This window comes from Lutibacter sp. HS1-25, from assembly GCF_004121075.1.
GTDB lineage: Bacteria > Bacteroidota > Bacteroidia > Flavobacteriales > Flavobacteriaceae > Lutibacter.
Window position 1 is genome coordinate 42,398 of the sequence record NZ_RHLN01000007.1, and the last position, 18,006, is coordinate 60,403.

General features: G+C 32.1%; 7 protein-coding genes and 1 pseudogene. 4 read left to right on the top strand and 4 right to left on the bottom strand.

Translation table 11 applies throughout. The annotated features are described in order from the left end of the window. Positions 1–389 precede the first annotated feature (389 nt). On the top strand, positions 390–1,490 hold the full coding sequence (locus EC396_RS04370; protein ID WP_129365488.1) for an alkene reductase: 1,101 nt from the start codon (positions 390–392) through the stop codon (positions 1,488–1,490). Positions 1,491–1,942: 452 nt separating this feature from the next. On the opposite strand, the gene EC396_RS04375 is transcribed toward EC396_RS04370, so the two are convergent. Then, positions 1,943–3,502, bottom strand: a complete 1,560-nt coding sequence (locus tag EC396_RS04375) for a hypothetical protein (protein ID WP_129365489.1) — start codon at positions 3,500–3,502, stop codon at positions 1,943–1,945. 93 nt (positions 3,503–3,595) lie between these two features. Continuing rightward, complete coding sequence (locus EC396_RS04380; protein WP_129365490.1) at positions 3,596–5,284, bottom strand: hypothetical protein; 1,689 nt, start codon at positions 5,282–5,284, stop codon at positions 3,596–3,598. Positions 5,285–5,521: 237 nt separating this feature from the next. Here EC396_RS04380 and EC396_RS04385 point away from each other — a divergent pair. Next, positions 5,522–5,754: pseudogene (locus tag EC396_RS04385) on the top strand (alkene reductase); the annotation flags it as partial. A 492-nt stretch (positions 5,755–6,246) separates the two neighbouring features. Here EC396_RS04385 and EC396_RS04390 read toward each other — a convergent pair. Beyond that, positions 6,247–11,454 (bottom strand): LamG-like jellyroll fold domain-containing protein, encoded by a 5,208-nt coding sequence (locus EC396_RS04390; protein WP_129365491.1) that lies wholly within the window; start codon positions 11,452–11,454, stop codon positions 6,247–6,249. Between the two features lie 189 nt (positions 11,455–11,643). On the opposite strand from EC396_RS04390, the gene EC396_RS04395 reads away from it, so the two are divergent. Together EC396_RS04395 and EC396_RS17825 are read left to right on the top strand one after the other, a co-directional pair. After that, positions 11,644–16,428, top strand: a complete 4,785-nt coding sequence (locus EC396_RS04395; protein ID WP_129365492.1) for a LamG-like jellyroll fold domain-containing protein — start codon at positions 11,644–11,646, stop codon at positions 16,426–16,428. Positions 16,429–16,440: 12 nt separating this feature from the next. After that, positions 16,441–16,596: a hypothetical protein gene (locus EC396_RS17825; RefSeq protein ID WP_164975203.1), complete on the top strand. Its 156-nt coding sequence runs from the start codon at positions 16,441–16,443 to the stop codon at positions 16,594–16,596. A 412-nt stretch (positions 16,597–17,008) separates the two neighbouring features. Here the strand turns inward: EC396_RS17825 and EC396_RS04400 are convergent, their stop codons facing one another. Beyond that, positions 17,009–17,677, bottom strand: coding sequence for a response regulator transcription factor (locus EC396_RS04400; protein WP_129365493.1), 669 nt, complete (start codon positions 17,675–17,677; stop codon positions 17,009–17,011). Between the last annotated feature and the right edge of the window lie 329 nt (positions 17,678–18,006).

Below are 18,006 nucleotides of genomic sequence, written 5' to 3' on the forward strand. Positions count from 1 at the left end.
TATATTGGTTTAAATTTAAGATATCAATAACTATTTTTAATTTGTATTGAAATATACTCAATTTACTTGATAATTACGATTAATTAATTAGCAATTAAAATAAAATGTCTAGTCGTTTATAAGTTAACGTCCAGACGTTTTATAAGCAAGGTCTAGACATTATTTTATTATTACCAACTCTTTTTTATAAATGAATCATAGATATATAAACCTGCTTCATAAATTTATAAAAAAGTATTATTAAATAACATATTGTAAAAGTCAATTTATCCTTTTTCATTTGCTTGTTATACAACTTTCTGTTAAAGTGTTTTTAGAAACTTTAAACTCCTAAAATTCATACTTCAAATTATATTAGTTAAATTTACAAGAAGCTAATTTATAAGACAATGACAAATATTCAAGCGCTTTTAACTCCTTATAAAATGGGAGATTTACTTTTAAAAAACAGATTGGTAATTGCGCCTATGACCCGTTCTAGATGTAATAATAACGAAAATGCTCCAGGCAATTTACAAGTAAAATACTATACGCAAAGAGCCTCTGCAGGTCTTATTATTACTGAAGGTTCACAAGTTTCAAAACAAGCAGTTGGCTATGTAAACACACCCGGAATTTATGCCGAATCTCAAATAAAAGGGTGGAAAAATGTGACCGATGCGGTTCATAAAAAAGATGGTAAAATATTTATTCAATTGTGGCATGTTGGTCGGGTTTCTCATCCTGATTTTCACAATGGTGCGTTGCCTTTGGCGCCCAGCGCCATCAATCCAAATTCAAAATCTTTTACGCCCAATGGTTTTAAAGATACGGTTACACCAAAAGAAATGACTTTGGCCGATATAAAAACCACTGTTGAAGCATTTAAACAAGCCGCCATAAATGCAAAAAAAGCAGGGTTTGATGGTTTGGAAATTCATTCATCAAACGGTTATTTATTTCATCAATTTTTTAATAAATGTGCTAACCAAAGAAAAGATGCCTATGGTGGAAACATTGAAAACAGGGCTCGTTTTTTCTTTGAAGTTTTAGATGAAATCAGCAAAATTTTTCCACAAAATCGTATTGGTGTAAGGTTCAATCCTGCTATGCACAATTTACACGGAATTGATGTTGATGAAGAAACCATTCCATTATTTGAATATGTTATAAAAAAATTAAACAATTACAACATTGCTTATGTGCATCTTTCAGAACCTTTTACCGATGTTTCTAAGGTTAAATATGCGGTACAAAACATAGCAGCACATTTTCGTCCATTGTATAACGGAACCCTTATTATAAATAACAATTTTAATCAGGAAAAAGGAAATAAAATTATTGAAGCTGGTTTGGCTGATTTGGTTGCTTACGGAAAATTATTTATTTCAAATCCTGATTTGGTTGAACGATTTGAAAAAAATGCGCCTTTAGCCAATTGGGATGCTGACACCTTTTACTCGGATACCGGTGAAAAAGGCTATACCGATTATCCTTTTTATGCTGAATAAAGCATTAGACATCATAAACAATAATTTATCCTATTTGAGTTATAAAAAGCGTGTTTTAAGAAGCGCATAGCTCTAAAACTTGTGTAAAATGGTTATATGGAATTGAACTCAGAAATCTTCATTCTGGATTACGTTGCTAAATAAAAGAAGATATCCAAAAAGTGAACTTTTCGTCAACCTGAACTTGATTCAGGTTCTTATAATAGTTAATTTACAGCGTAATAAGATGCTAAAATTATAGATTCACGAATTCCTATTTAAAAAATGGATGTGATTTCATCAATTCAGCACAAAGAGTTTTGATGCATTTAAGACAGCCACTTTATTATTTACAAAAAATGGTATACCAAAAATTATCCGCAGACTTTATTTTCATCAAAGCTTGTATCTACATTTGAAAACACTTTTATAAATCCCTCTAATGTCCGTTATAAATCTGTCTGTTTTTATTTTTAATTACAAATTCCAACTATATCATTCACCGTATTTTGATATTTGAAATAATTAGCAACCTTAACCGTCCCTCTTACACTAAATTCAACATAATCAGAATCTACTTTTACTACAACCCCTCCAAATTTATTAGCTATTAATTGAGACTCAATTTCTGCACCACTTAATGGTATTCCTTTAACATCAGTACCTCTTAACAAGATGCGTTGAACAAACGGTATGCGTACATTACTTAATTTTTGTATCACATCAAAAACTTCTATTGAAGTATAAGGTGGCACTATAATTTTACGATTTGAAGAAACAATTTGTGAATCGGTATATTCTTGTGCTTCTATTGATGATAATTCAGCTCCAAAACCTCTTGTAAAACTTGTTTCTGAAGTACTTGAACCTGATACACTTACTCCTACACCAAAAAATTCACAGCCGGCTTCAGCTTTTACAGTAGTTGATTTTGTATTAACAGAGTTTGAATAAAAGTTAGCAATTTCTTCAAAACTTATACTTGAAGTTGTAAATTCTTCCTTATTGGTACCTACATAATACTCTCCAATTGCGCTAGAACAGTTATTAATGGTTTGGTCGAAAGCAAAATCCTGTTGCGATGGAGGTATAATTGCTGTAGAATATTCTGTACCTAAATCGTCAAATTCCCAATTAATATCTGCTGCTACAAAATAAAATGCTTCTAAATTTGTTCCTAAAATTTTCATCTTACCATCTGGCGTTTGTTCTAAAGTAAATTTATGGCTGTTAAGATTGTCTTTGTTGTCTTTATTGTATCTAAGATTTCTAAGATTGATCTCTAAATATGAATTCTCATATGCGGTTTTAATTTTAAAAACATTGGGTTCTCCTTCTACTTCAATAAAATAAAATTTTTGAATTTTACTATAATTATTTGATGGATCATTAGCATAAAGATTTTGTGTCATTTCTAATACACCACTCGCTCCCACAGGTGAATTACTTTTAAGGCCAAGGTATGATGTACCAAAATAACTTTCAACTTTCAAATAATAAGCAATGTCAGGATTGAATTTATTTACTATTGGTTTTCGTAGTTTTTTGGTTTCTATTTTAATGGTATTATTATTACTACTTACAACAAATTTTGTACTAGACAATTTTTCTAAAATTTCATTAGTAGCATCTAAAACAGCAATTTCAATAGGTACACCCTCACTAAATTTAAATAATTGTGTTTCTGTAAGGTCTTTTATAGACAATTTAAAAACAGCAACATGCGTATATTGATCTACCTGAATACTAGTTTGTGTAAAGCTACTTAGTTCAGCATCGTCTACAATAACACTTACAGTTGTTGGCTTGTAACCTAAAACGGCTAATTTTCGAGTATCAATGGCAATACCAATTTCACCGGCATTTAAAGGTATACTGTTTAAGGTTTCATCAGAAATACCTTGTATTCTCACCATACCTGCTCCATCATCCTCTAGTACCTCACCAGAGGTAGGCTTAGTTTCTTCAACTACTTCAAAAGTACAACTTGTAAAAATAGAGATAAGCAATAAAAAGGATAGTATATTTTTCATTTTATATTTATTTTAATCATTTATATAAAAAATAATTGCCATTAAAATGGAATTGTTTTTAAAAGAAAACTTAAATTGAGTTAATTACTTATTTTATTCGCAAGCACTTACAATATCGTGCATGGTATTGTTAAATTCGAAATAATTTTCAATATTTACAGCTCCCCTAACACTTACAACAATATAATCACTGCCTCTTTCGGTTACAACACCATTAAAAGCATTTGCAATAAGTTGCGATTCAATTTCAGATCCTGATAAATAATTTTGGTTTACAGCACCTCTTATGATATATCTTTGTACAAAAGATATTTTTATATTTTCAAGCTTTTGTATAACATCAAAAACTTCTATGGCACTATAGGGTAAAACCGTTACCTTTCTATTATACGACACTTCTTGAGACTCATAAAAGACTTCGCCTTTATTGGCTATTTTCTCTTTACCAAATTCTGTAGTAAATTCTGTAGTTAGGGTACCTGAAGCACTAGCTTCTATACCAATACCAAACAATTCTGTATCGGCAGAAACCTCAACAGTCTCTTCATTTTTACCATATATTGATGAAAAAAGGTTGATACTCTCTTCATATGACATACTGGTGGTTTTCTTTTCAGACCTTGTAACACCCACTTCATAATCTCCGGTGGCACTAGAGCAATTTAAGATGGTTTGCTGAAAAGCAAAATCCATTTTTGTAGGCGGAATGATGGCTGGTGAATATTTTGTTCCCAAATTGGTAAACTCCCAAGAAATATTCGCTGTAAAAATTTTAAATTCTAAATCATTTTTAGAATCATCATCAAAAAATAATGTATAAGTCTTTAAAGTAGGAGTATTACCACTATAATGTTTCTCAAAATTTGAACTTAAATAAGTGTTTGAACCTAATGGTTTTATTTTTACTGTACCTCTTCCTGTTTGTTCAAAAACAAACTTATCTGCCTCAGGAAGATACCAAGTTTTCCCATAGTCGTTACTCCAGTAAAGTTCTGCAACATCATTGTTACCAAATTTATTATAAAGATCTGCTTCAAAATGAACATTCATAGGGCCGCACTGACACGAAGGCTGTACTTCTTTTATTATATGGTATGAGGAATCTGTTGCAAAGGTTGAAGTCTTAACAATCTTAAAAACCCTATTATTATAATTGGTAAGAGTTACATACTGATCATCGCCATCAGTATAATTAAGAATACCTAAAGACATATAATCTGTTGCTAATTGAATATATTGATCGTTCTCCGGATTAAATTCCAAAGGTTTTACAATTTTTGGCAATGTTGGGTCTATTTTTAATGTTCTTGCAATGGCATTGATAATGTATCTAGAAATAATTTTATTTTCTAATTTCACCCCTTTATCATCAAATACGGTTACTGTTATTGGCACACCATTACTAAACTCTTTCAATTCTGCATCTGTAAGATTTTCTCGCTTAAGTTTAAAAACTGCAATATGAGTGTATTGATTAACAACAATATCCTGCTGAGAATAAACACCAAGTCCACCACCTACTGCCACAGCTATTTTGGTAGGTTTATAACCATAAATAGCCAACATTCTGGTATCTACAGAAACGCCAATTTCACCTAAATCAACTGGAATTGAATTTAAGGTTTCTTCTGAAATCCCATTTATAACACCTCCTGTTTTTGTAACCAATGGTTCTTCTTTAATAACAGCAGCATCTTCAGATTCTATAAGTTCAAAATTACAACTTGAAATGATTACACTAAAAATGGAAAGAATAATTAAATGGTGTATTTTTATTTTCATATTAAAAAATTTTGAATAATATTAATTGGTACTGGTAAATAACACTAAAACTTAAGGCAATTATTAAAAGCAATTTTTGTTTTTTTTGAATTGATTTATATAAAAATTTGTCTAATATCAACTCAAAACATTCGTGGAAAGCATCAAGAAACTTTTTTCATAGGTTGTAAATATATACTATTTATATGATAAATATCATATTTTTAATAATTAACCTAAACAATAATATAAAGTCCCCCATTATATAACGGAAACCTTATTATAAATAACAATTTCAATCAGAAAAAAAGAAATAAATTATTGAAGTTGGTTTGGCTGATTTGGTTGCTTATGGAAAATTATTTATTTCAAATCCTGATTTAGTTGAACGATTTGAAAAAAATGCACCTTTAGCCAATTGGGATGCCGACACCTTTTACTCGGATACCGTTGAAAAAGGCTATACCGATTATACTTTTTATGCTGAATAAAGCATTAAATGTAAAAAAGAATGTTGCTATCAACGCTTTAAAAATAATTCAACAACCATTCAATGAATTAATAAAAAGCAGGTTTACATACTTTACAAAAAATGGGGAAATACGCTGCGCTTACAGCTATGGGAACCTTTTTAATTTTAAACCCTAAAAAAGCCCACGCACAATCAGCTGACCAACCTGAAGACCCAGGATAATAGTTTTTTTAATCTTTTTTAATTAAAAATTAACTGATTTTAAATTGAATACCAAAAAAACTGATTTAGACTTTTTGACAACAGGTTATTTAGCTTACTAAAAAACCCTTAATATAAAAAGATCAAAAGTCTATTTGATTTAATAATTGTAAACAATTTAAAGACCAATAAATATAAATTAGCAACGTGAACAAAAGTAAATTAGCACTTAAAATAACTTTGTTAAAACTAGTTTCAAATAACACCTTATAAAGTAATTTTAAATACTCTAATCAGTTGCTATAAACAACTATTCAATAATTACTTTTTTAACAATAGACCCTGTAGTTGTATTTATTTGAACCAAATACATACCTGTTGCTAAATTATTTATTGGTAAAGTCAAACTAGGCGCATTTAAATTACCATTCCAAACTTGTTGTAATTGTCCTAAACTATTATACAACTTGATACTTTTTAAAACTGCTTGTGTTGTGTTTTTTATTTGAATCTCATCGGTATTATGATCCATATACACCAACAAACCTTGTTTTAAAATAGTTTCTTCTAGATCCAAAGTATTTTGTGGTGCAAATACCATAGAAAAACGATCTACATAAGTACCAGCTTCTAAATTAATTTCGAATGGCTGATTGTTAATTTTAGTAGTGGTTCCTAACAAAGCATCTTTAATATAAACTTCAACATTTTCATCTACATTTTCCAAATCGTCAATTTTTATAGTAGCTATGCCAGCCTTGCCCATAATAACACCTAGCGGCACTTCTCTATCTATATTTGCATCAGGCAAACCCTGAATTACATATTTCTTATTTTGTATATTCCAAAACATATCATCGGCTACTAATCCATTAATTTCACCATCATAACCCCAATCTACTCCATCGGTTGTATTTTGATCAATGGTTAACAAAATTTGTCTATGCCCCATTTGAGGCGATTCAAATCCCAACCTGAATTTTGGACGAACATCTCCTCTTTTTACACTAGCAGCTGCTTTTGATTTTGTACTACCCGGTTTCATAAAAATTGAAATTGTATCTAAAGGACGCTCATCTGATTCTTTAATAAAAATTCGTTGACTATTGTTAAATTCAATATTAGCATTAACTGCTCCACCACTTTCAGTAAAAAAGCCTTGACCAACAGGAATATATTGCCCAGGTGTTTTTAAATCTGCCAAGGTAGGTTTGTTTGAACTAATACTTGAAGCTGGTACATTTGCAGGAACAGCTCCACCCAAATTTAAAGTTGCATAACCACCTTCATATTCAGCTAAAATATGACTTGTTCCTTTATACTGCTGCCAAAAATAAAGTCCTCCATTTGATAATGAACCGGTTCCTGTTGGGGAATTGTCCGCTAAAAACTTAAAAGCATCAATCGCTGACGGATAAGGATTTGCCACTAAATATTGGTTATTTTCACTCACATTTACAGTTATTTTACCATTGTTTGGCAAACCTCTAAATACGTAGTTTTGAAAAGTTTTAACATTACCTGTCCCTACTCCTTTCATTGTAAATCCTTCTCCAGCATAAATAGTATCAGTACTTCTCATATGTTGCCATTCAGAATAGGTACCTGCTTTTTTATTTGCAAATTTCCAAATCCAATAATCCGCTATTTTAACAGTTGTACCAACTACTGATCCATCATAATTATAACCTACTACATAAGTAACTTTATTGTTAGAATCGCTATATAAAACATCTGATAAGATATAACTATAATCGTTTATGGCAATATCCTTTGATATTTTGGTTGCACCTACTGGCGATCCCCAATAATTGTATGAATATTTATTGGCTGTACCTTGTTGATCACGCTCTAAAACACCTAAACTATTTTTATCTAAATCACTATCTACAGTTTGAATCAATTGAGACTCACCTTCCAAATCAATGGTGCCGTCTAATTTTAAATAATGAGAAACCGTAATCCCATAACCCGTTCCTGTTCCAGTTGAAATATCAGTAATTCCATCTACCTGAAGCTTTCCTCCAGCATTAACAATAAGGCCTAAAACTGTTCTGTTTCCGTTTCTGCTTGCTGGAATTAAAGTTGTATTTGAGTTGTCTAAAGTAACATCATGGTCTATTTGTACAATATTATAATCTATTGTTTCTAATGCATCTAAATATGAATCTACCCCAGGAAGATATTGTACATTTCCATTCAACCAAGTATTTTTATCGTCCCAAGCACCATCTTGAATGGTTTTATATGGAAGCGGTGCTGTTTGAGCATCAACAAAATCATAGTTTATCATGGAAGCATCATGCCCACTATTTGATTCGTCTTTAACACTACCAAAAACAAATCTGCTCATTGGGTAATAAGCAATTAAATTTGCCCATGGTATGGATATTATTTCATTTTTAGTGGTTGCCGAAGGTAAAACTTTACCATCTGCAAGGGCACCGTTTTCTATTATTTCCTGATTCATAATATAGCGAATCTGATCACCTGACAAAGCTACATTCCAAACACGTACTTCATCAACACTACCGTCTAATTTTTGCTGTCTTTTAATATGGTGCGCGGCTCCAATCATAAAATGAGCATCTGAAGGTACATTCATAGGATTTAAAGTATCGTCACTATCTTCCAAATAACCATCAATATATAAACTTGTTGTACCATTAAGACCTACTGATGAATCATATGTTGCACATATATGATGCCATTCGTTTTCAGGAATGGTTGCTGATGTTTGCATAATTTGATTAACTGTATCATCTGGGTCACGCCATACCATTCTAAACTGATTGGTTTTATTTATTCTAAAAGCATACCCGTGATTATAGTATCCGTCCTTATCTTCTCCTGGTTCTAAGTCTGTGTTTTCACCAAAGTAATTACGCTTGGAAACCACATCAAATTTACCGGCTCCGGGACTTCTTTTTACCCAAGCACTAATCGTATAATTTGTATTTGCCAAATTGTTTACATTACCCGCAGAAAGATACATATCACTTCTATTAAAGGAAACTGCTCTAGAAAACTCAGCAGAAATAGGAGTTGATCCAAATGTGATGTATTTAGTTCCTTCAAAATACCAATCTGCTTCTAAATCTGAACCTTTATCTTTCATAGTTGCAGATGTTACATTGGTTGTAAATAAAGCATCATCAGCTACAATCATTATATAATTTTCTCCAGTTGAATATGCGCTAGATACCATAGCCTTAGGAATTGATAATTTTACGGTGGGTACAGAATCTGTAACTACCATTTTCCAAGTTCTATTGATTGCCTTTGCTGATACAGTTGTTGTTACACCAGTTATTCCTGCGCTAAAATCTTTTGTAATAGTTCTTGTTGATGTTTCATCGCCATCATTATGCCCCCAAATTAAAAAGGTTTTATCTCCAAAAAAATTATTTGTATTTTGTTTGTTAGTAACTGCAATCTCTTTGATTCCAATGGTAATATCATCTAAAGTATTGATTGTTTTTGACTGTTTTTGACTTAATTCAGAAGTATCATCTTGCCCTATACCAGTTACATTATAATTAAATCCTACGTTTTCCGATTGATCCCAAATAACCCTGTTATCGGAATCTACATAATCTTGTGATGTACCATTAACACCCAATGTAATACCATATTTAATTGCTAAATATGATTCTACTTTACTTTTATTTACAGGTGTCAATTTTTCGTTAAAAATCAAAATTTCAGCAATACCACCGTTCCACCCTTTACTTGGAGTTGATGGATGTCCGCCAATAGCAGCAAATGGACTAGGTGCATTATATGTAACTGTAGTAGCTGAACCAACGGAAGCTCCATTGATAAAAAGCTCTGAATTTGAGTTTGAAACCAAACTATAGTTAGCAATAAATGGCATATTATTAGCTACAGTTGTTGTTGTTACTACTCCTGAATTACCACTTCCATTCATTCTTGCTCTAAATGTAGGTGTTGCGTCTGAAAATTCTAAAAGAATATTATCCCCTGAAGTATCAGCTATATTTAACACTTGTTTTTGCCCACTAGCACTAAGTCCTTCAGAAACTGTGAATGCAGTTACATCAGCACTACTAGCTAATAAACTTGTTTTTATAATATCATCAACACCGTCAAAATTAAGCATTGGATTAAAGTTAATGCCGCTTTCAGTAAAAATAGGTTTGTTTGCTCCAGTAGTTTGAATGGCATTATTAGCATTAACGGTGTTGTCTAACCAATTTAGTACGGGATCACTCTCTGATGCCGGATTGCCCGCAGTTACTTCAACTCCTTTATTTGCTTTAACCCATAGTTGAATCTTTCCAGCAACACCACCAGGACGAATTGAGTTAGCCAAATCAATAATTTGAATATTATGAGATACACCAAAAGAATTACCGTCTTTTGCACACCAATGGGCAGCCTCTGTTTTAGATTTTAAATAATAGTTTCTAAAACCTTGTGCGTAACCAGTTCCATTACCTGCAGTAATAAAACTACCAATAATTGAAGATTGTGCTAAATCTGATAATCCTGCCGATGAAATATCAATCGTAGTCTCGCCATTTGCATAGATAGCATCTGTAAAGCGAGTTACAGTAATATCAGGATTATTTAAAACATGGATAAAATGTCTGTTTGTATTGCCTGTTGCTGATCGCGATCCATCAAATTCCCAATCTACAGTTTGATTATCAGCTCCAGGAGCCATAATAGGCCACTGACTTCTTATTTTTTCAGACTCTCCTCCAGAAGCAGCTGTTTCTGCTTTTGATTGTGTTAAAATTATTGAGTTTCCCCAATCACTCACATTAGTAACTGTTCCAGTTGCATCATACCCGTCATATAGAGTTATTGACCCTGTTGCCAAATCAGACGAACTGTCGCCATGTAAGACATTCCAATTAGATCCTGTGAATTCTACCAGTGTTATGTAAATAATAACTTTATTTGAAGTAGTTCCTTTTCTTACAATTAGGTTAGTACTTGAGGTCAAATGTGCAATTCCTGTAGCAGAATCAGCGCCATCAACTGTATCATCATTCATTATTCCAGTAATTATTGGAACAACTTTATTTGGTGAAACAATCCCAGCTCCTGACACATCTATATTTACAAAATTAACACCATCTAAAGATGCTGAGTATCGTCCTCTAACAATAAATTCATTTACACCACCTACCGCTCCGGTGTATTCCCAGATATCAGTATTAAAACGCATATTATTGGCTATAGAACCTGCTTCTCTATAATAACTAAGCGTACCTGTTCCTGTTAAAACACGTGCTCCTGCCATATCATCACCTTCAAGAGCACCAGTATTTAAATCTGATCTTCCTGCGTGCGTTTTACGATTATTTGTTGGTAGCGCAAATGCATTTGTAAGTGAAGAGACTGCTACAAAACTTGTATTTGTACCGCCAGTATTAGGTATATCGTCTTGTATGTGCTGAATTTTAAAATCTTGTGAAAAAAATATAGAACTATAAAATAGACATAAAAACACAAGAAATTTTTGACGAATATTTGTTGTTTGCATAAAATGAGGGGTTTCTATAATTTACAATATTAACTATTTTATAGATATATAACAAATATTTTAATTTATTGTAAAAAATCCTATACCAATCAAACAAACATTTGCATTATTTCCTCAATTATGAGGCTAATTCATAAAATATGATATATTTGCCAAAATAATTTTTTAAAAAAAGTAGTAATCCCTCTTATGAAATCAAAAATTACCTTAGCCTTTTTATTCTTCATTTTACTTTTCAACAACCTATTTTCTCAAGGAAAACCTAATATCATTTTAATTATTACTGATGATATGGGATGGTCTGAAACAAGTACAGGATTAACCAATTTAAATAATCCAAGTGACTTTTATGAAACACCAAATTTAGAAACTTTAGCCAGTGAGGGCATTGCATTTCCGCACGCCTATGTTAATGGGGCAAATTGCGCACCTACAAGAGCTGCTATATTAAGTGGACAATATGCCGCAAGACCAACAAATAATGTTTTTAATGTTTATGACTTAAATAGAGGGAATGATAGTAGTAATTCAACTTTGATAGGACCTACTATGGGATTATCAGGAAACAACAACATAGACGAAATTCCAGCCTCGGCAATTACCATTGCAGAAACCTTGAAAACTGCGGGATATGCAACAGCACATTTTGGTAAATACCATATGGGTGAAAATGAAAATACAAACGTTTCTAATAATGCCCCTACTGACCAAGGTTTTGACAAAAATTACGGTGGAGGTACAGCGGGAACACCTGGTGTTTATCATGCTTCAAATTCAGGAGGTTGGAAATGGCATAGTAATATACAAGGAACAGATTTAGATCCTTATGCTGCACCTTACACATCTGCAGAGTCTGAAATCATACTTGGAGCGGGCAATACATCTCTTAGTGGTACTACAAAACATGTTACAGATGCTATAACTTTGGCTGCTTTAGATTTTATGAATGGTAACAATAGCAATCCATTTTTTATGCACTTTAGTAATTTTGCAATTCACAGTCCTACAGCTAACCAACACGCTCGTCCTGATTTATTGGCAAAGTATCAATCAAAAAAGGCTACAAATCCAAGTGCAATGGGGCATAACAATGTTGGATTGGCCGCTATTTTAGAAGGTATGGATCAAAGTATTGGCGTTTTAGTCAATTATTTAAAAAATACTGATGACCCTAGAAATCCAGGACATAAATTAGCAGACAATACATTAATATACTTTATTTCAGACAATGGTGGCGCTGAAAACACTCAAGAAAATGGACCTTTAAGGGGTATGAAAGGAGAATATTATGAAGGTGGAATAAGATCTGTGACTGTAGCTTGGACTGGTGGAAATTTATTAGCTAATAAAGGAACTGTTAATACAACACCAATTATTGCATTTGATTTATATCCAACATTTGCTGAAGCTGCCGGTGCAACTCTTCCTGTGGGTTATGATATTGATGGCGTAAGCCAATGGCAAATGTTAACAAACGGAACTAGTATGACAAGAGAATCTTTATTTTGGCATTTCCCTGGATACTTAATTGATTCTAAACGTACCCAAAAACCCGTTACTGTTATTAGAAAAGGAAATTATAAATTACACCACTTCTACGAAACTGCAGAATATGAATTATATGACATTATTAATGATATAAGCGAAACTACAAATTTATTACCAAGTACAGATCCAGCAATTATAGATATTGCAAATGATATGATTGCAGATATGCAAAATCATTTAACAAGTACCAATGCACCTCTGCCAACTTTTAGAGATACAGGTGCAACAGTGCCTACACCAACTTCGGTAAGTCTTGATATAACACCTAATTCAACTGATGGCTGTCAAGTTTCAAGTGGTTATGAAGCTTATTGGGATTTTGATACTGCAAGCAATGCTGATGATGCCTCTGGAAATAATCACAATCCAAATATAATTACGGGCACATTGACTTATGATTCTTCTGATTTTAAAGAAGGTGATCAATCTGTTATTTTTGATGGTTCAACAGAAATTCAATATAGTAATGGCGCATTTTTATCTGATGCAACCACAATGAGAAGTATTACTGTTTGGATAAAGCCTTCATCATTATCTGGTACTCAAGAAATTTTCGAAGAAGGCGGAAGTGGTAATGGTCTAGCCTTGAGACTTAATAATGCTACTATAGAAGCTAGGTTAACTAACAACACAGATCCAGATGAAGATGTGACCGCTAGCTTTCCTTCTGATGGTGCTTGGCATCATGTTGCCTTGGTTTTTGATGGAGCTAACACAACTTTGTCTCTTTATATAGATGGTGTACTTGCTAATTCAAACACAAGCGCTTTTAGTGTTTTAGATACACACTCTAGTCCAGGTGGTATTGGAGGTGTTATTTCTGGAGACGCATATGGAAGTGCTTCTGGCGATAGTTTTTTTACAGGTAAAATGGATGCATTAGCACTATACAACGCTGTATTATCAGAAACTGAAATACAAAATTCTGCTTGTTACTCATCTTCTTGTACAACAATATTAAAAACAGATTTTGAAGCATTTTGGGATTTTGATATTGCCAACAATGCCAATGATGTTTCAGGAAATGGGCACCATCCACAAATACCAATATCTTCAGGTATTTCTTTTGATTCTTCAGACTTTAAAGATGGTGATCAATCTATTGTTTTTGATGGTACTGAAGCAATTCAGTATGCAACTAATTCTAGTTCTCCCGATGATTTTTTAAATACCGCCACAAGTTCAAGAAGTATTGCTGTATGGGTCAAGCCAAGTAATTTAACTGGTAATCAAAATATTTTTGATGAAGGAGGCAATAATAATGGAATCGCTGTTAGACTTTCAGGCAATAAATTGGAATCTGTAGTTAGAGACTCTAATTCAAATGCCAGTATTATTGACGCAACATTTCCAAATGATGGCAAATGGCATCATGTAGCTATGACCTATAATGGTTCAAGCCATAAACTTTATATTGATGCAAGTGAAGTTGCTAGTAATGAAACAGGAGTTCCTGCAACAGTTACTTCTCATGCAAGTTATGGTGGTATTGGCGGTAAATTAAGTAGTGCTGATAGTTTTCAAAATACAAACGACGCTTTTTTTATAGGAAAAATGGATGCTTTTGTAGTATCAAATAGTGCATTGTCTTCAGATGAAATAAATAGTTTAACAACACCTTGGTATTTAGGAGTTGATAATGACAATGATACTTATTTTGGTAATCAAATTATTGTAAACCAATGTGCAAGTCCAGGAGTTGGTTATACGTTATCAGCTTTATCCATAACAGATTGTGATGATACTAAAGCTACTGTTTACCCTGGCGCACCTGAAATAGCAGATGGACTAGACAATAACTGTGATGCTACAATAGATGAAGGTATTACCTATACTTTTAATGGAACTTGGTCTCCGGCGGACCCAAGTGGTTTTAATACAAATGCACCAATAATTATAAACGCTAGCAATGCTGTAATTACTTCAAATACAGTATGTACAACATTAACTGTAAATTCTGGAGCAAGTTTAACTGTTAACTCTGGTGTAACACTTACAATTAATGATGCTGTTAACGGATTAACGTTAGAGTCTACTTCTACAGCATATTCAAGTCTAATTGTGGATGGTACTGTTACAGGAACAGTTCTTTACAAACGTCACATTAATAACACAACTACCTCTTCACGTGGGAACGATTTAATTTCAGCTCCTTTAAGCGGTCAAGCTTTTAATGATTTTGCAGTTGCAAATTCTAATATACCTGTTGTAGCTGGAAACACACTGCTTTTTGGACCTTACAAAAACACCAATCCAACTGCATATGAATCTTGGGATACTTCAAATACAACTCAATTGATACCGGGAGTTGGTTATCGTTCTGGTTCTACCAACAATGGTTCATTTACTTTTTCAGGAACTGTAAATACAGGTAGCGTTACAGTTGCATTAACAAGTCCTGCTGGTGGTAGCAAATGGAATTTAATTGGAAACCCATACCCTTCTTACTTAAAAATAAACGATGGTGTTGATGGTTTTTTAAACAATACCACAAATCAAGGACTGCTAGAAGATAGTTCTAAAGCAATTTACGGTTACAATGCTACTGATACAGGTGGAATTTGGACTATCTACAATTTAGCAAATACCGATGCTAATACCTTAATCGCTCCAGGGCAAGGATTTTTTGTTGCCTCTAAAACTGAAACTGGTGGTGATATTCAGTTTACTCCAGCAATGCGAAGTATAGGTGATAATGATGATTTTATTCAAGGAAAAAGCAATAAAACAAACCTAAATTTAAAACTTCAAATTGCCAGTGATTCAAAATTATATAAAACAGATTTTTATTTTAATAACAATTCAACCTTAGGTTTAGACCCTGGTTATGATGCTGCTGTATATAGCTCATCTGCTCCTAAATTTGCCATTTATTCACATTTAGTCAACGATAATATTGGACGAGATATGGCAATTCAATCGCTAAACACCAAAAGTGCATCTGATGTTCTTATTCCTATTGGAATCAATGCTATTGCTGGGGAGCAAGTAACTGTTAGCATTTCAAATTCAACTTTGTCTGAAGCTATATTTGTGTATTTAGAAGACAATGTAGCCAATAAAAGAACCTTATTAAACAATGAAAATTACACATTTACTGCTACCGAAGATTTAACAACAACAGGACGTTTCTTTATAAACTTAAAACCTGCCGAAATTTTAGCTGTTGACGATTTACAACAACAATTAAATAGCTTGGTAGTTTACACAAGCACATTGCCAAAAACAATTATTGTTAACGGACAATTAACAGATATTACAACTTTAAACCTATTTGATATTCAAGGTAGAAAAGTTTTCACTCAAACCCTTGATCAAAATACCAATAGCAATAAAATAGATGTTTCTAGATTTGATACAGGTATTTATATTGTACAAATAAAAAGCAATGCTATTTATAAAACTCAAAAAGTAATTATTAGATAATTAATTCAAAAAATGCATAACAAGCCCAACAAAAATCAAATAACAAGAAAACAAGCTATACAAAAAATGGGGAAATACGCTGCGCTTACAGCTATGGGAACCTTTTTAATTTTAAACCCTAAAAAGGCCCACGCACAATCAGCAGACCAACCTGAAGACCCAGGATAATCGTATTTTTAATCTTTTTTTAATTAAAAATTAACTGATTTTAAATTGAATACAAAAAACAAACTGATTTAGACTTTTTGACAACAGGTTATTTAGCTTACTAAAAGTTGTCAAAAAGGCTAAATTAATAACATTTTATCAGCACCAAAGTTAACATCCCAAACGAAAAGCTTATCATAAAAATAACGATAAGAACTAACGATATAAATTTTATTTTATTCATTGCTTATTTTTAAATTTATAAATCAAATTTAAAATGGTACTACAATAAAACTATAAAAAATTTCTAAGGGGTTTTATATTGATTTTCTTTTTCAGGATGATAGCAAACATCCCCAATTCACAATACAAATGTAGTTTGTTTAATTATAAATAGTTTACGGGTTTCCGTAAAATCAAAAAATAAATTTTACTAAATAAGTCCTAAATCTTTGGCTATTGCAACCAAATGAGCTGTATTATTAGCATTAAAATGTTCTTTTAAAAATTTCAATCTTTTTTCAACAGAACTAATACTCGAAGGTTTCCATTTACGCTCTTGCAATTCATCACTAACCTGCTCTTGAGAAAAGCCTTTAGAAAGACCGTTTATCATAAATAAATCGTGTTCAGTAACTTCTACGGCATTGCTCTTAGATATTGCAGATGAACATTGTAAAGAAATGTAAGGGCTGTCTGAATTGTAAATTTGCTGCATTGCTTTTTTCAACTCTCGCAATCCATCCCTACTTTTCCAAACATAAGCATCTACTTTAAATCTATTAATTAAGGTTTGTATTGTAAACGATCTGTTTTCTATTGAAAAGACAATAATTTTTAATTTTGGAAATTCATTTCTAACAGCTGCTACCAATGCTTCACCCGATGTAAGTTTTTGTGTTTTACCATCTTCTTCAAATGATAAATCACTTATTAATAAGTCGTATGGACAACCATCCATAGCTGCTCTTTTAAGTTTCATCAACGCTTCATCACAATATTGAATATTATCAATTTCAGCAATGCCAAGTTTACTTAGTTCTGACTTCATTCCGCTGTTTATATAGTCCATATCTTCAGCTATCAATACTTTTTGAAACATAGTATTTTTTTTTAAATCTAATAAATGTTTTAAATCCGCTACTTATAGCAGTATCAAAAGTAACTATTCATTTTATAGATTTTATACGGGTTTCCTCATTTTGAAGATCATTTTTAAATTTTAACACATTTAAATCCAAATCATCCCAAAATTTACTGAAATTATTATTTAGACAAGCTCATAAATAAAGTGCTATTTTATTTAAAGCCGTTTTTTAAAAGGGTAGCTACTATCATTACAATCACAATAAATTACATATTTATTTCAGATTTGAAATAACATACATAATTCAATAAATTAACAGCTAAAGTAAAATCAATCACAATTTA